Here is a 16,018-nt window from a genome sequence, read left to right on the forward strand (position 1 = left end):
CTCTGTCGTATTACTAGAGGAGCATTTTAGCTGCTGTATTTTTCCACGTGGGATTTTATAAAGTCCGCAATCTTGCTTACAAGCGAGCGTTTTTTCAGAAGCGACATAGGCTGCGTAAGGCTGTCTCTTATTGCGCCTTGGTTTATTACTCCTGAAAACGCATACTCCGAGATAAAATCTCCTAAAAGTTCTGCGCTTATGTGCTCGTTTTTTGCAAACGCTTCTATTTCTTCCTGTTTTTTTCTGTTCTCAAAGTCGTTGTATTTTACGTCGATGTCTTCTGTTCCGTTCATGCCGGAAACGACTTCGTCAAGGAATGCGCGCAGAATGTCAATCTTCTTGTGCAACTGAAGATTGTCCGAGCGTCCAAGCTCCGATTTTATATGCTCAATGTCATCGTTCTTTGCTTGCTGCGAGTTGAATCTTATGTTCCGTATAAGGTTCATGATGTACGCCACGTTGATTCTGTCGGTTTCCATAAGCTCAATGCAGAAGTCAACGTCATTAAGAACGGAAACAACCTCGCGCTCGTTCTGTGCTTTTCTGTAAAGAAGAAAATACTTGCTCTTGTAGTCCTGAAATTCCTGGTCGCTCATTTCAATTGAATCGCGCTCTATCTTGAATTCCACGAAAGTCTGCAACGAAAGAAGGTATTTTGAAAGTTCCCTGAACGTTACGACGAAATTTTTCTGAGTTTCTTCATCCATAATCATGTCCACAGAGGATGGCGTAGGGGCGATTTCCTTAAGTTTTATTGCAAGCTCGTTGAATTTCTGGACATAGTATTCAAATGATTTTGCAAGGATTCCGTCCGTGTCGTTCGATTGGGAGAAAAGAGCAAGCGCATCATCTGTGTTCTTCTTAAGATTTCTGTAGCATATTATTATTCCCCACGGCTTTGTTTCTTTTTCTACTCGGTTCGTGCGGCTGTATGCTTGGAGCAGGTCATGGTACTCAAGCTTTTTGTCCACATAAAGAACCGAAAGAGGCTTGCTGTCAAAACCTGTAAGGAACATATTCACTACAAGAAGGATGTCAAGGCTCTTTGTCTTTTTGCCCTTTACACGGTCGCTTATGTCCTTGTGATATGCGGAAAATGTTTCCGTTGAAAAATTCGTGCTGAAAATTTCGTTGTAGTCTTTTATTATGCGCTCAAGTGAACTGCGGCTATGCTCGTCTGCGTTTTCATAGTCCTCGTTTGCTCCGTAAGAGAAAATTCCGCTTATGTTCAGGTCATGGTCAATACCCTTGAATATGTCATAGTATTTTACAAGCGCCGGAATTGATGAGACTGCAAAAATTGCTGTGTACTGGCGGTTGCGAGTTTTTGCCTTGTGGTTCTGGATTATGTGGTTTGCAATCATGGTCATCCGCTCGTCCGCCATATAAAGCTCGTTCACGTCGATTGCATTCGTCATCGTGTTGTCATCAAGGTCGTAGTCGCCGTCCATCGTCTTTATGTATTCCACATGAAATCCAAGAACATTGTTGTCAAAAATCGCGTTCTTTATCAGATATGAGTGCAAACATTCTCCGAAAAGGCTTTTTGTTGTCTGCACAATTTTTCCGTTCACTTTGCCGTTTACCTCGAACCTTGGTGTTCCGGTAAAGCCAAAGAACTGTGCGTTCTGAAAATGCCTTACAATATCCTTGTGCATTTCCCCGAACTGAGAGCGGTGGCACTCATCTATTATGAACACAACTTTTTCTTTCTTGTACAAGTCCATTGCAAAAGCGTAGCGGGGATTGTTCACTGCGTTCGCCATTTTCTGAATAGTCGTGATTATCAGCTGGCGGTTCTTGTCCTTCATCTGCTTTACAAGAATGTCAGTCCGGTCAGTCGCATCCACCGAGCCAGCTTCGAATTTGTTGAATTCTTCCGTTGTCTGGGTGTCAAGGTCTTTGCGGTCAACAAGAAAAACCACTTTTTTTATTGCGGGATTTGAGGCTAGAATCTGCGCTGTCTTGAATGCGGTAAGAGTTTTTCCGGCTCCTGTGGTGTGCCAGATATATGCGTTGCGGCTTGTCATTGTCGCCTGCCGGATAAGGGCTTCTGCTGCATAAACCTGATAAGGACGCATGACCATCATTATTTTATCCGTGTCATTCAGAACGGTGAATTTTGTCATCATTTTTATGAGCAAATCCCGCGCAAGAAAGACAACGGAAAATTCCTTTAAGTTTGTGATTCTGATATTGTTGTCGTCTGTCCAAAAGAATGTATTTGAATAGAAAATATCCTTGTCGCTGTTCGCAAAATATTTTGAGTCCACTCCATTAGACACTACAAAAATCTGAATAAAGTGAAACAGCCCCTGATATGAATGTTTTCTGTACCGCATAATCTGATTCACGGCTTCCTTTAAGTCCACGCCACGCCGCTTTAGCTCAATCTGCACAAGCGGAAGACCGTTTACAAGAAGAGTAACGTCATAGCGGTTTGTGTAAAGACCTGTAACTGTAACCTGATGCGTAACCTGATAAATGTTTTCTGTAAAGTCGTTGCTCAGAAGCTTGAAGTATGGCTTTGTGCCGTCATCGCGCTCAATCTGGAATTTATCCCGCAGAATTTTCGCGCTCTCAAATACGCTTTTTCCGTTTACATAATTCAGAATGCGTTCCCATTCCTTTTCGCTTAAAGGCTTTCCAGCAAGTTTGTCCTTGTTGAAAGCCTCAAACTGCATCCTGAAATTGTTTATAAGCGCATTGTAATCCGCCAGTACCGTATGCGTATAGTTCTGTTTTTCAAGCTGATTAACCAGCTGCTCTTCCAGCTGTGCTTCACTCTGATATGACATAATACACAATTATAACATATTTTTGCTATTTTGCTGACTGATTTCTTCTATAAAGTAATGTGGAAAACTGGTGTAAATTTTCTTCCGCTTCCAATCCTGCCTCCTTTCCGCTTCCAGCCGGAACTTCTTTCCTGCTAGAGCAAAAAGCATCTTCCTGTTCTAAGCGGAACGTCTTTCCTGTAAAAGCCGGAATCTTTTAAGCAATAAGCTGTTCTTTGAATTTTATCCATTCTTAAAATATATGTAAATTTTGACAATTTTATACTTGACAATGACAAGTTTGTAATCTATATTGTTTTTAGGAGGTTAATGCTAAAAACGAATAGAAAGTGCCGCAAAATAAAATGGCGATTGCGGCGGATGTGCCGTAAGGCAAGAATTGAATTAGGAATTGAAATAATTATGGAAAGCATGGCTGTTAAAGACAGAATCGGTAAACTGCTTTCGGAAACAGGAATGAGCCAGAAGGCTCTTGCCGATGCAACAAACTTGAGCGAGGGTGCGGTTTCCCACTACCTTAAAGGGGATAGGGTTCCGAAGGGTGCAATCCTTCTGAACATAGCAAATGCGCTGGGTACGACGGTCGATTATCTTACTGGAAAAAGCGACGATGCCCATAAGTTCTCATCAGAACAGGAAATTGAACAGGCATTCGAGCTTATCGCGCGCAATGCCAAGACCCTTACTGATGAGGAGCGCAAAAAGTTCGCGAAAATTCTTTTTTCGTAAGATGAGGTATGAATGGAAAGAGCGGTTCAGCTTTTGGGAAGTGAATATGATGAGATAGAAGAAGAGGCGAATTGTCTTTTTGAGGATTTGGGAATAAAAAAATATCCGGTGGACTGCTTTGAGGTTGCTCGCCTGCTTGGAATTGAGCTTGTAAAATATTCAGATTCCTCAGATGAGGACAGAAAATTTATGACCTCAAAGTATGAGGAGGGGTTTTCCACGATGACGGCAAAGTCAAGGTACGCGATTTACTACAATGACTTGCTTCCGCCTTGTACCGTCCGTTTTACAATCTGGTATGAGATTGCCCATATACAGCTCGGGCACTTGTACGAGAATCAGGGAAAGTCGGCGGCCAGGATGAAAGCGGAATGCAACCGTTTTGCAACTTATGCTCAGGCTGCAATGCCGTTCGTGATAAAGCTTTCACCGTGCTGTCCGGATGAGCTTATGCAGGAATTCGGGCTTGGCTGGACTTGCGCAAACTATGTCTTTGACAGTTATATGCGCATAAGGCAGTACCCGAACATTGTGAGAAGAATTCTTTCAAACAGGATTCTTGATTTATTCAGTTCAGAACAAGTGCTGGAGGAGGCTGTATGAAAAATGAAGCAAAAAATTAAGCCCTTAGGATTTGCCGAAAACATTTGCGGTGCGTAAGGCATTTCTTAAGGGCTTTAAAAAGACACTCCAGACGGAGAATCTTCAAATCTGATTTTAGAAGTATACTCCTGTCTTTCGTGTCTGGTCAACAGAAAATCTTGCGAAAAGCGGAAATTCTGTTCAGTGTGGAAAAGGAAACTCACCTTTTTATAACAGACAGTCCAAAAACGGACAAGGAACTTACTTATGAGTACAACTACAAACATTAACTATTCGGACACAGATGGAAGCGGAAATCTCACTCTGTACAAAAATTACTTTGACAATGGCGGAAAATATTACGCACGTTTTGACCGGCGCAATGTTACGATTGACAATCTTATAGCGCGCACGCAGAAAAAAGACATAGGCGTGAACGCCATAACCGCAAAGCACATTCTTTCCTTAATAAAGGCGGAAATAATAGAAGCCTTGCAGCGCGGCGAAAGCGTGAACCTCATGGACTTGGGAACTTTCTATATTGCGGCAAGCGGCACAAGCGGAAACACCGCCGAAACCGCCGAGATAAAGAAGCTTTTTGTAAAATTCACATCGTCAAAGGAGACAAACGAGGCGGTCGCAAAACTTGGGATAAACAAAATAGTGATTGCGGATTCAAGTCCTTCAATTGATTCTGTCACTGACCTTTTTACGGGGCTTAATGACGGAACTCTTACATCTAAAAAAGCCGCGAGACTTGACGGCGGCAGACTGAAAATTTCTGGCAGTGATGGCGGAATTTTCTTTGCCGAATGTGGCGCAGACGGGATTTATTCCGAAGATGAAAGCTTGTGGCACAAGGTGAACCCGGAGTCCATAATGCGAAACCTTTCAAAGACGCTCGAATTCTTCCTGCCAGAAAGCCTTGAAATCGGCAAAAGCTACAGAATAATCCTGCGCACAAACAGCCGAAAAGGAAATGAGGACAAAAAGACCTTTGTTTCCGCAGTGTCTGACATTGTCACTGTAAAATAAAAGCGGTGATTTTGTAATTAACTCTACTATGCTTGGAAAACCACATAGTGGAGTTAATCGTTGTTAATATTATATTTCTATTTCCACTTGAACGTCGCAAGCCCGATTATGTAGATTGCGATTATGCAAAGCGGAACAAAGTACGCGAAGACTGGCTTCATCCAGTTTTTGACTTTTAAGCCTTCGCCCTCGTTCGCTTCCTGAACGAGTTTTTCCCAGCCTAAGCCGAATCTGCTGCTGCAGCTGAAAACTGCGAAAATCAGCGCGCCTAGCGGAAGAAGGTTGTTGCTTACGATAAAATCCCAGAAGTCAAGCCACGCCGAGCCTTCGCCGAACGGATGAAAATGAAGCACGCTGTAGCCGAGCGCGGTTGTTAGCGCAATTAAGAAAATGCCTGTTCCGCAGATTATGCAGCCTTTTCTGCGCGACCAGCCTGTCATCTCGCGCACGCACGCAAGAATATTCTCGCAGACTGCAAGCTCCGTTGAGAACGCCGCGAAAACCATAAAAAGAAAGAAAAGGCTTCCCCAGAGTCTTCCAGCACCCATGTTGTTGAAGACTGTCGTCATCGTGTTGAAAAGAAGAGACGGACCTGCGTCAACTGCGATTCCGAACGACGCGCACGCCGGGAAGATTATCAAGCCTGCAGTCACGGCAACAAAAGTGTCCAAAATGATGACTTTTACAGTCTCGCCCATAAGGCTCCTGTCTTTTCCGATGTAGCTTCCGAAAATCGACATCGCGCCGATTCCAAGAGAAAGCGTGAAAAATGCCTGGTTCATCGCGCCAACGACAACCGGAACTGTGAGCTTCTTAAAATCGGGAACGAGATAGAATGAAAGTCCTTTTGCGCCTCCCGGAAGAGAAATGCTCCGCACCGCAAGAACCGTCATCAAAACCAAAAGAAGAACCATCATATATTTTGTGATCCGCTCGAGTCCGCTCTGGAGATTCCTCGTGAGAATCAAAAAGCAGACCGCAACGGCGATAAAAAGATAGCCCACGTTTATTTTCGAATTTGAAATCATCTTGCCGAAGCTAAGCTCGCCTGACTTTCCCGCGACAAACGAGACAAAATAGTAAATCAGCCAGCCCGTAACGACCGTGTAGAATGCCATCAGAAAAATGTTTCCAAGCAGGCAGACGTAGCCGTGAATGTGCCATTTCGAGCCGGGCTTTTCAAGCTTCTGATACATTTTGACCGGGCTTGCCTGAGCCGCCCTTCCAAGCGCGAATTCCATTGTCAACGCTGGAAGTCCCAGCACAACAAGAAAAGCAAGGTAAACAAGAACGAACGCGCCGCCTCCGTTATGACCGACCATCCACGGAAATTTCCAGACGTTTCCGCACCCAATAGCGCAGCCTGCGCTCAGCAGAATAAATCCAAGTCTGCTGCTCAATCTTTCTCTAGCCATAAGTCCTATTTTATCAAAATTTCGGGGCGGTGTGTATAAAAATTTTTCAGTATTTAAATTCAGATTGCAAGTCTTAAGGAACAAAAATTATTTTTCTTGAATCGTCCTGAACAAATTCCAAAGAACCTTTTAAATTCTCGGAAGCAAAAACTGAACCATATTTACAGATAAAAACAAATGAAATATCTGTTCCGAATTCTTTTTTGAATTTATCAAGGAGCTTAAAAGATTTTTCCACGCCAAGAACAAAAGTCGCAGTTGAAAGCGCGTCCGCCGCAATGCTCGAAGGTGAAATTACAGTTGCGGAAACAATTCCAGAATCCGCAGGAAATCCAGTCGCAGGATTAAAAATGTGATGATATTTTTTTCCGTCCGCTTCAAAAAAACGTTCGTAGCTTCCGCTTGTAACAACTGAATTTTCATTTATGCAAAGACGCAGAAGGGGAGCAGATGAAGGAGAATCTGGATTTTTTATTCCAACAGTCCATTTGCTGCCATCAGATTTTTTTCCATAAACGTAAATGTTTCCGCCTAAGTCCACAACAGCTTTTTTAACGTTGTGTTTTTTTAAAATCTTACAGACTTCATCAGCGGCAAAGCCTTTTACAATTCCGCCAAGATTTACTTTCATTCCTGCTTTCCGCAAAAAAACTGAATCTCTGGAAAGTCCCACACAGCCAAAATCAACAAGTTCAAGAGCTTTGTTTATTTCAGCTTGCGAAGGAATTCTCTGGTGATCTGTGTTTATGCCCCACAAGTCAACGAGCGGACCTGCAGCCGGAGTAAATGCGCCGTCAGAAATCCAGGCGGTTTTCAATGCAAAGTCCATAACATTTAAAACTTCCTCATTTGTCTGCACTGCGGAAATTCCCGCCATTGAATTTATCTGTGAAATTTCAGAGTCTGGCAAAGTCGCGCTGAATTCTTTTTCAATCTGCGCAAGACGTTCAAAAATTTCATCATAAAGTTTTTTTGTTCCGTCTTCAAAAGCGTTGACTGTGCAAAGTGTGTCCATTGCAGTTTGCGTTCTTGGCTCAATTTTTCCAGAGCATGAAAAAAATAAAAAAACAAAAGCAAGGCAAATATGAAAAATAAATTTCATAAATCGTTTTCAACAAGCAAAGAATTTTTTTGATACTTTGGAAGAAACTTTTTAATTCCTCCAGTTTCAAAACTTACCGTAACAACATACTCGCCTTCATCGCTGTAGCTGGTTCTTATAATTTGTCCGTGCCCATAATCATCATGAAAAACGCAAGCTCCCATGCAGTATTTTTTTTCAAGCGGACTTTTTTCTGTTCGGCCGGCGGAAAATGACTCTGGCTTTTGTCCAAGTATGCGGACTTCATTTCCTAGCTCAGCAAGAAACGGACTTGGAATCATAAAATTGGTTCTTCCAAAAAGCCTACGTACTCCGCATGAAGTAAAATAAAGCTCATCTTTTGCGCGTGTAATTCCAACATAAAAAAGCCTGCGCTCTTCTTCAAGCTCCGATTCTGTTTTTCCTTCGCGCGGAAAAATTCCAGATTCCATTCCAGTTATTATTACACGCTTAAACTCAAGTCCCTTTGTATTATGCAGCGTAATCAAAGTAACTTTGTCTTCTTGCTTTTCTTCTTCGGATTCAGTTTTTAAAGTGCGGTCAAGATTTATGTGATCCAAAAAGTCCAAAAGACCTTGCTTTGTGCACGGATACAAAACTGCGCTATTCACAAGCTCCTGAAGATTTTCAATTTTCTGCGTGCCAATTTCTTCATCTTGGTCCTTGTGGAATTCTTCAAGTCCGCTTTCTTTTACAACTTTTTCAACAAACTCTGAAAGTTTTTTTTCATCCGTTGAAACAACATTGTTTTCATTTATCGCCTGACCTGCAAGCAATGCCGCTTCTGAAGTTACAGGAACATCTGGCAGCTCGGCGGAAAATTTTTCAACAAGCGACTTAAAAAAATCAAATCCTTCTTTTGCCTTTTTTGAAAGCTTTAAAGATTCCGCGCCATTTAAAATTGAATTTCCATCGGAAGCTTCGATTATTTTATCTTGCGTTGTATTTCCAATTCCGCGCACAGGTTTGTTTACAATCCGCCTAAAAGAAATTTCATCCCGCTGATTCACAATAAATGAAAGCCACGAAATAATATCTTTTATTTCTTCACGCTCATAAAATTTCAAAGAGCCTACAACTTCATAAGGAATTTTTTTATGCAGAAATTCTGTTTCAAAACCAAGCGACTGCGCATTTGTTCTGTAAAGAATTGCCCAATCGCTGTAAGGAATTCCATGCTCGTAAGCCTGCTCAATAAGACTGTAGCAAAATTCAGTTTCGTCATCTTGCGACGGAAGAAAAACCAATGCCGGCTTTTTTCCTTTTCCGCGCGCAGACACAAGTTCTTTTCCAAGACGGCCGGAATTATTTCTTACAACATTTCCTGCGCAATTTAAAATTTCAGAAGTAGAACGGTAATTTGTTTCAAGACGGATAATTTTTGTTCCCGGAAATTCATCTTTAAAATTCAATATGTTTTGAATTTCAGCTCCGCGGAATTTATAAATACTTTGGTCATCATCACCAACAACGCAAACATAAGTTCCAGAATTTTCATTTACGCCGGAAAGTTCCTTCAAAAGCTTAAACTGCGCAACGTTTGAATCCTGATATTCATCAACCAAAATAACTTTATAACGCGCATGAAAACTTTTTCTAATCAAATCGTTTTCTTTTAAAATCAAATACGGAAGCAAAATCAAATCGCCGAAATCCACATTTCCGGTTTTTCTAAGACGTTGCTGATATTTTTCATAGACCTCAGGAAAAATCGGCTCGTCGCAAATCCGGCTCAATTCCAAATCTCCGGGAAGAAGACAATAATCTTTTGCCAGCGCAATTTTTTTTGCATAATGCGACGCATCTTTTTTTGTAAGCGAAGGAACTGCTTTTGAAATTAGAGAGCACACATTATCATCATCATAAACTGTAAAATTATTTTGAATTCCAATTCCAGAATCTTCCGCACAGAGCCGAAGAAACCAAGCACCAAATGAGTGAAATGTTCTTATATGGGATTTTTGCGCGCGTGGTTCAAGATTTATTGCACGCTCTTTCATTTCTTCCGCGGCTTTTTTTGTAAATGTAACAGCAAGAATCGAAGCCGGATTTATTCCAAGCTCCGAAATCATATACGCAATTTTCGTTGTGATTACGCGGGTTTTTCCAGAGCCTGCACCAGCCAAAATTAAAAGCGGACTTCCCTCATGCTCAACTGCTTCCCGCTGCTCTTTATTTAAAACTGAAAGATAATCTTCCGCATTCATTCAAGAAATTCTCCGTCAACATCGACATCGGATGCGGCAAGAGCCTTTGCCTTTACAACAGCTCCCGGAATTATTTTTTTCACAGCGTTTTCATTATCAAGGTCATAGCGCACAACAAAAGCTCCGTCAACTTCCGGCGCATCAAACCAAGCACGTCCGATTGCAAGACCTTCATCAGAGCCGTCTTTATTTTCGATTATTTCTTCAATGAGAACATCGTAAATTTTTCCGCAACGCATTTTTAAACTTTCAGAAGTTATTTCATGCTGAATTTCTTCCAGCCGGAAAGCTCTCGCCTTTGCTTTTTTTGAAGAAACCTGCGATTTCATTTTATCGGCGGCAGTATCTTCTTCTCTGCTGTAAGGGAAACAGCCGGACCAGTCGCTTTTTATTGACTTTAAAAATTCTTCTGTGCGCAAAGCATTTTCGTCTGTTTCCCCAGGAAAACCTGTAAGAAAAGTTGTGCGTATGCAGCTTTCAGGAAAATAAGAGCGGATTGTTTTTATGAGCGAAGTATAATTTTCAAAGCTGCCCTTTCGGTTCATGGCGCGGATTATCTTGTCATCTCCAGACTGAAAAGGAATGTCAAAATAAGGAAGAAATCTTGAATCTTTTTTCATAACTTCAAGAATATCTTTGTTAAAATGATCAGGGTGAATGTACAAAAGCCGAATCCAAAATTTTCCTTCAAGCGCAGAAATTTTTTTTATCAAGCTACACAAAGGAGACTCGCCGTTTTTCTCATAAAAATTTTCTTCTGCGCAAACAGGAACTTTTAAATTCTTGTAAATTATTTCGTGCCAGTTTTTTTCAGAAGAAAATTCTTTGTCTTCTTCTCCGCAGCCATAAGCCGCCAAATCCTGGCCAATCAAATTGATTTCAAAAATTCCACGGGTCAAAAGCGATTTTATTTCCGCAACAATTTCATTTGAATTTCTTGAACGAAGTTTTCCGCGTATAACAGGAATTGCACAGAACGAACATCTGTTGTCGCAGCCTTCTGTGATTTTTACAAACGCGCTTCCTTTAAAAGATAAAAGTGAATTCCGCTCGCCGCAGCAAACTCCTTTTTGTTCAGCTTTTAAAACCGGACGCTTTTCTTCAAACAAATCTTTTACAGCGGAATCAATCAGCTCTAAATTTCCGTTTCCAACAATTCCGTCTGCTTCAGGCAAATCATTTTTAAAGACATCCGCATAACGTTCGGCAAGACAGCCCGCCAAAAGAATTTTCGCATTCGGAAATGCAGAGCGCGCTTCCATAAGGGAATCCAAACTTTCCTTTTTTGCGCTCTCAATAAATCCGCAGGAATTTACAATAATTAGGTCGGCTTTTTCAGGTTCAAAAACTTGCTCAAATCCAAGGCTCGAAAGCCGGTTCATTATAAGCTCGCCATCAACCTGATTTTTTGCGCAGCCATGCTGGTCAAGAAAAAATTTTTTACTAGTCAAGTTCAAGCACCACTAAACGATATTTTCCGTCACTGTCGCGAACCCATTTTATGTCTTCCGCCTGAACTTCGCCTGCACGTCCAACTTCAAGGTCATAAGAAGAAAGTCCTGCGATAACATGAATTTTCAAAGCGTTAATGTTGCTCATCCAAAGCCGAGTTCCGTTGTTTGAAGTAATCGTAACAAGCTCGCCGCTTTTGTAATAGCCTTCAACATAATCCTGACGGTCGCTTTTGTATCTGAAAAGGCAAGAACCGCGGAATGTAACATTTATTGTAAACGGATAAGCGCGCGTGTCTTCATGGATTACCGTTCTGTTTGCATTATTTTTTACAGCTGAAGCCGCAGGAATTTCTGAAAGTTCTGTTCCGGATTTTCCATCTGAAAGCGCGACAAAAGAATTTTCAATAGATTTTTCAAGAATTCTAACTTCCGCGCCGTTAGCCTCATTGTCATTTGAAACATCGCTCAAATAAATAATCAAATCCGCAAATCCGTCGCCGTCAATGTCTATATCGCGTTCCTCGCTAAGCTCCACAATCTGATTTCCAGAAGGCGTAAGAATTGAAAGATTTCCCAAAGTTCCGCCAACTGTCAAGACAACATTTCCCTTGCCCTGTTTTGCGGGAACAAGAATCTGGTCGCCTTTGTAAAGACGCTTTGTTTCAGGCTTGCCAGTAAACTGATACTGATGGATTTTTTCTTTTTCAACTTGCTCTCTTGCCTTGAGTTCTTTTTTCTGCGGAATTTTCAACACGCTGAAATAAACATAAATTCCAACCGCCGCCAAAACCAAAATGACCGAAGCAACAATTACAGGAACAAGAAAAACCGGCTTCTGATTTTTTAAAAGTTCAACTGGAACTGGAGATTCCTGAATTTTTTTTGCATGATAAAGCCGCAAAATCTCATCTTTGTCCAGCCCAAGAAATTCACAATAATTTGAAAGAAATCCTATAAAATAAGATTCTCCCGGAAAATCTTCAACACGCTCATTTTCCAGTGAATCTATATAATTTTTTGTAATCGCAGTTGCACGTTCAATTGCTTCCATGGAAACTTTTTTTTCTTCACGGGCATTGCGCAAAATTTCTCCGTAGCTTTCCATTTATTACTCCGAAAGAAGAAAGTTGTTGTAGTTGTTTGCAGATGACGGCGGATCATAAATAAAACGCTGATCGCTTATATTCACATTCAAGTTGTAATTATGAAAATCAAAAATGTAATCCACATCCTGAGAAGAAACCGCAGCAACACGGCGGATTAATTTTGTCAAAGGATCTACTGAAAGTTTTATTGTGCGGAACGCTTCTGCCGCGGATCTTCTTGAAAGCAAAAGATTCACAACCATTTCATCGCTGTTTTCATCCAAAGGAACCGCGCTTTGCCCAGATTCGTAGGCAACTGTGTAATAACGGCGCAAAAGAGAAAGTCCCTGGGATGTAGCCGCATTTGGACCAGAAGCGGTAACGTTCTGCTCAAGGATTGCGGAAGTCGGGCTTGGCAAATAAATTGTAAGGTCATCACCGTTAAAGACAACAACCTGTTCCGCCGGATCTGAAAAATCTATCCTAAGCATTTCCGGACGCTTAAAGCTGACTTTTCCTTTCATTTCACTTTTGCCGATTGTTATGTCGATGTCGGCTTCATAGTCTTTTATTTCCGCATAACGGTCGCTGACAGATTTAAAGAAATCGCTCGCCGTTGTAATTTCCTGTGAAAAAACCGCCGTGCAAAAAACGCACACAAAAACTGCGGCACACAAAAACTTTTTCATTTAAAGTACTCCAAACTGATATATTGTAGAAAAATAATCTTTTATCGTCAACAGGCATATCAGGGCAAACGTATTATAAATGTATTCAGCATAAAACTGGCTCCCAGGCACGGTTTCGTGGTTCAAAATCGCGCAATAATGCGCTACACGCTGACTGTTGCAAAGTGACTATAGAATTGCCCGCTCACGCGGTCGCAACAATCAGAGTGTTTTTGCCCCAGGAACCGTTCCTTCGCGCAAACTTTACTTAAATTATTTATAATGCGTTTGCCCTGACAGGCATATTTAAACTGCGAAAAATATCAAAAGTGATTTTTATTCAGAAAAAAGTTTGGGGAATTTTATTTGATTATTTCTTTTATTTCTTCAAGAACTGAAAGCGCGTTTATTCCAGTCTGAAGTGTCGAGCGCAAGTTTGCTTTTCCATCTAAAAAGTCAACCGCGTTTTGAATCATATTTGAAAAGTAAAAAGTTTTTTTTGGCAGGCTTTCGGAACGGTCATTTAAAAGTGAATAGAATCCGCTGTAGAGAGAAGATTTTTCCCGGTGATACAATTTTAAATATCCGTTTCCAATGCAGATTCTGCCTTCTGTTCCCGTAATGGAAATTTCAAATCCAAAGAAACGAGAGCGTCCGCTAATTCCAATTGTAACATCTGGACATTTTGAAGTTGAATAATGCGCGCTGAACTGCCGGATGTTTTTTTCTTCATCACGGAAAACGCCAGTTACAATAGGAAATCTAAGAAGCGAATTTACAGTTTTGATTTTTTTTTCGCAAGTGTTTAAATCCGAAGCACGGCTAAGAAGTCCGCCTTTTTTTTCAGAAGGATTTTCCAAGGATATTTTTTTCAGCGTTGAAGGCAAATCGTCCTCAAGGAAAAACAGAACTGCGTCAACCAAATGTGTTCCATCGTGAATAAGACTGTAGGCACCAGTTTTTTCTTCCGCCGGATTATAAACGCAAAGACTTGAGCAAAGCTCCGCACGAATGCTTTGAATCTCCCCGATTTTTTTCATATAGCTCTTTGCCAACTTGAAATCTTCCGCAAAACGCCGCTCATGGTTTACAAGAACTGGCACTTGAAATTTTTCCGCCTCTTGCTGAATTTTTTCCGCTTCCAAAAGATTGAGCGCAACAGGCTTTTCCAAAATCACAAGTTTCGGTTTTGCGTGGATTGCTTCAACAGCTTCTTTTAAATGGGCATTTTCATTCACGGCGACTGTAACAATGTCCGGGCGGCATCGCGCATAAAGGTTTGCGCTGTCCGAATATCCAACGGCTTTTTTATTTGCGTCCTGCCATTTTGAAAGCGCAATGGAATCAGTGTCGCAACCGGCAATCAGATTTATCCGAGGATTATTCAAAAGTGCCATTGTGTGGCTGGCGGGCTGCTCGCGGTTTTTGTCAAGTCCAAGACTGTAACCGATTCTGCCCAAGCCAACCAAAGCCGCCGTGTATTTTTGCATAAGCTAAAATCAGTCCATCAGCTTTTCGTATTTCTTTGCAAGCCTGCGGGATTTTTTTGCAGCAAGTCCGCAATAGTTCGCAGGATGCTCAAAGAAGTTTTCTGGATTTTCCACGCCGAGTTTTTCAAGCTGGGCAGTTATTTTTTCAAACGCTTCTTTGTGGGTTTTTAGAACTTCAAAGAATGTTTTTCCAGATTTTTCAGCTTCCAAAGTAATTTTGCGGATAACTTCGTGGCCGTCATTGATTCCAGCTTCGCCAAGCAAAATGTAAGCAGGCTCGGCAAGAACTCCGCCTTTTACTTTTCCGCCGGCATTTTCAAGATTGCGCGCCATTGTTTCTTTATCAGCCTGAAGTCCAGAAACAACGCTGTTCATTCTTGCAACTGCCATTGTAAAACCTGCAACGTAATCCGCCATAAATCTCTGGCTTGCCGAATTTGTAAGGTCGCGCTGATGCTCAGAAATCTGATCCATATAAAATGTAATCACACGCGGACACATTGCCTTCCAAAGGGATTTTACGTGCTCGCTGTTCCACGGATTTCTTTTCTGCGGCATTGTGCTAGAGCCAACTTGCGTAGAAGCAAAATATTCAAAAACCTCTCCGATTTCTGAACGCTGAAGATTGCGAAGGTCGTCTGCAAGATTCGCAATAATTCCAAACGCAACATTCATTTCCAAGAGAAGGCGCAAAAGATATTCCGGTTCAACAAGCTGATTTGAATATTCGCTGGCAGAAAGTCCAAGAAATTCAACATAGACGCGCTCAAGTTCTTCCGGGTCTTTTACAATCATTGAAGGTCCGTTGTAAGAGCCGACAGGTCCTGCAAGTTTTCCTACGAGCTGATTCGAAAGCTCTTCTATGCGCAAAATCGATTTTCCCAAACGGCTTACGAATTCTGCAATGCTCCAGCCAAAAGTAATAGGAACTGCGTGCTGTCCATGAGTGCGTCCAACCTGCGGAACTTCTGAATCGCGGTCTGCAATAGCACAAAGATGCTTTTCAAGTTTTTTAAGTTCAGGAAGAACAACATTTTTTGTAACATCTCTCATTCTGCACGAAAGAGCTGTATCAAGAATGTCAACGCTGGTTGCTCCAAGGTGAACCAAAGGTCCGATTTCCGCCGAAACTTTTGTCTTCATGACGTTTACAAGCGCGCGGATATTATGCTTTGTTTTTTCCTCTTCCGCATAAACTTCGGCAGGATCAATTTTCGAAGCGACTTTATCAAGACTCTGCGCAATTTCATCCGTGAGTTTTCCGCGCAATTTCAAATGGCTTTTTACAAGGGCAGCCTCGCATTTTGCGCATGAACGGATTGAAGCTTCTTCTGAAATATACTTAGAAAGACCGTTAAAAACTTCGGCCTCTGACAATGAATATCTGTGGTCGATACAAGAAATGTTTTCAAAAATATTACGTGTTTCCATGAAAAAATATTGTAGTTTATCT

Annotated in this window: 12 protein-coding genes; 3 read left to right on the forward strand and 9 right to left on the reverse strand. The window is 41.5% G+C overall.

What is annotated here, in order from left to right; translation table 11 throughout:
* Positions 1 to 26: 26 nt before the first annotated feature.
* Entirely contained in the window at positions 27 to 2,798 is a 2,772-nt protein-coding gene (locus tag Q0N70_RS02090) for a type I restriction endonuclease subunit R (protein ID WP_294013127.1), read from the reverse strand.
* A 309-nt stretch (positions 2,799 to 3,107) separates the two neighbouring features.
* On the opposite strand from Q0N70_RS02090, the gene Q0N70_RS02095 reads away from it, so the two are divergent.
* The 3 genes from Q0N70_RS02095 to Q0N70_RS02105 all read left to right on the forward strand — a co-directional run bounded on the left by Q0N70_RS02095 (position 3,108) and on the right by Q0N70_RS02105 (position 5,144).
* The gene (locus Q0N70_RS02095; RefSeq protein ID WP_013700570.1) at positions 3,108 to 3,527 is read left to right on the forward strand and encodes a helix-turn-helix domain-containing protein; all 420 of its coding nucleotides are present in this window, start codon (positions 3,108 to 3,110) and stop codon (positions 3,525 to 3,527) included.
* 12 nt (positions 3,528 to 3,539) lie between these two features.
* Complete coding sequence (locus Q0N70_RS02100) at positions 3,540 to 4,130, forward strand: ImmA/IrrE family metallo-endopeptidase (protein ID WP_294013132.1); 591 nt, start codon at positions 3,540 to 3,542, stop codon at positions 4,128 to 4,130.
* Positions 4,131 to 4,376: 246 nt separating this feature from the next.
* The gene (locus Q0N70_RS02105) at positions 4,377 to 5,144 is read left to right on the forward strand and encodes a DUF4469 domain-containing protein (protein WP_294013135.1); all 768 of its coding nucleotides are present in this window, start codon (positions 4,377 to 4,379) and stop codon (positions 5,142 to 5,144) included.
* Positions 5,145 to 5,221: 77 nt separating this feature from the next.
* On the opposite strand, the gene Q0N70_RS02110 is transcribed toward Q0N70_RS02105, so the two are convergent.
* The 8 genes from Q0N70_RS02110 to Q0N70_RS02145 all read right to left on the reverse strand — a co-directional run bounded on the left by Q0N70_RS02110 (position 5,222) and on the right by Q0N70_RS02145 (position 15,996).
* Entirely contained in the window at positions 5,222 to 6,559 is a 1,338-nt protein-coding gene (locus Q0N70_RS02110; protein ID WP_294013139.1) for a sodium-dependent transporter, read from the reverse strand.
* Positions 6,560 to 6,632: 73 nt separating this feature from the next.
* Positions 6,633 to 7,661 (reverse strand): FAD:protein FMN transferase, encoded by a 1,029-nt coding sequence (locus Q0N70_RS02115; RefSeq protein ID WP_294013142.1) that lies wholly within the window; start codon positions 7,659 to 7,661, stop codon positions 6,633 to 6,635.
* Positions 7,658 to 9,868, reverse strand: a complete 2,211-nt coding sequence (locus tag Q0N70_RS02120) for an ATP-dependent helicase (RefSeq protein WP_294013145.1) — start codon at positions 9,866 to 9,868, stop codon at positions 7,658 to 7,660. Before Q0N70_RS02120 ends, Q0N70_RS02115 begins: the two co-directional genes overlap by 4 nt.
* The gene (gene rimO, locus Q0N70_RS02125) at positions 9,865 to 11,319 is read right to left on the reverse strand and encodes a 30S ribosomal protein S12 methylthiotransferase RimO (protein WP_294013148.1); all 1,455 of its coding nucleotides are present in this window, start codon (positions 11,317 to 11,319) and stop codon (positions 9,865 to 9,867) included. Before rimO ends, Q0N70_RS02120 begins: the two co-directional genes overlap by 4 nt.
* Positions 11,312 to 12,427, reverse strand: a complete 1,116-nt coding sequence (locus Q0N70_RS02130; RefSeq protein WP_294013150.1) for a helix-turn-helix domain-containing protein — start codon at positions 12,425 to 12,427, stop codon at positions 11,312 to 11,314. Before Q0N70_RS02130 ends, rimO begins: the two co-directional genes overlap by 8 nt.
* Positions 12,428 to 12,430: 3 nt before the next feature.
* The gene (locus Q0N70_RS02135; RefSeq protein ID WP_294013153.1) at positions 12,431 to 13,096 is read right to left on the reverse strand and encodes an outer membrane lipoprotein carrier protein LolA; all 666 of its coding nucleotides are present in this window, start codon (positions 13,094 to 13,096) and stop codon (positions 12,431 to 12,433) included.
* A 341-nt stretch (positions 13,097 to 13,437) separates the two neighbouring features.
* Positions 13,438 to 14,565, reverse strand: coding sequence for a Gfo/Idh/MocA family oxidoreductase (locus Q0N70_RS02140; RefSeq protein ID WP_294013157.1), 1,128 nt, complete (start codon positions 14,563 to 14,565; stop codon positions 13,438 to 13,440).
* 9 nt (positions 14,566 to 14,574) lie between these two features.
* The gene (locus tag Q0N70_RS02145) at positions 14,575 to 15,996 is read right to left on the reverse strand and encodes a lyase family protein (RefSeq protein WP_013700560.1); all 1,422 of its coding nucleotides are present in this window, start codon (positions 15,994 to 15,996) and stop codon (positions 14,575 to 14,577) included.
* Between the last annotated feature and the right edge of the window lie 22 nt (positions 15,997 to 16,018).

This window comes from uncultured Treponema sp., from assembly GCF_945873775.1.
Lineage (GTDB): Bacteria > Spirochaetota > Spirochaetia > Treponematales > Treponemataceae > Treponema_D.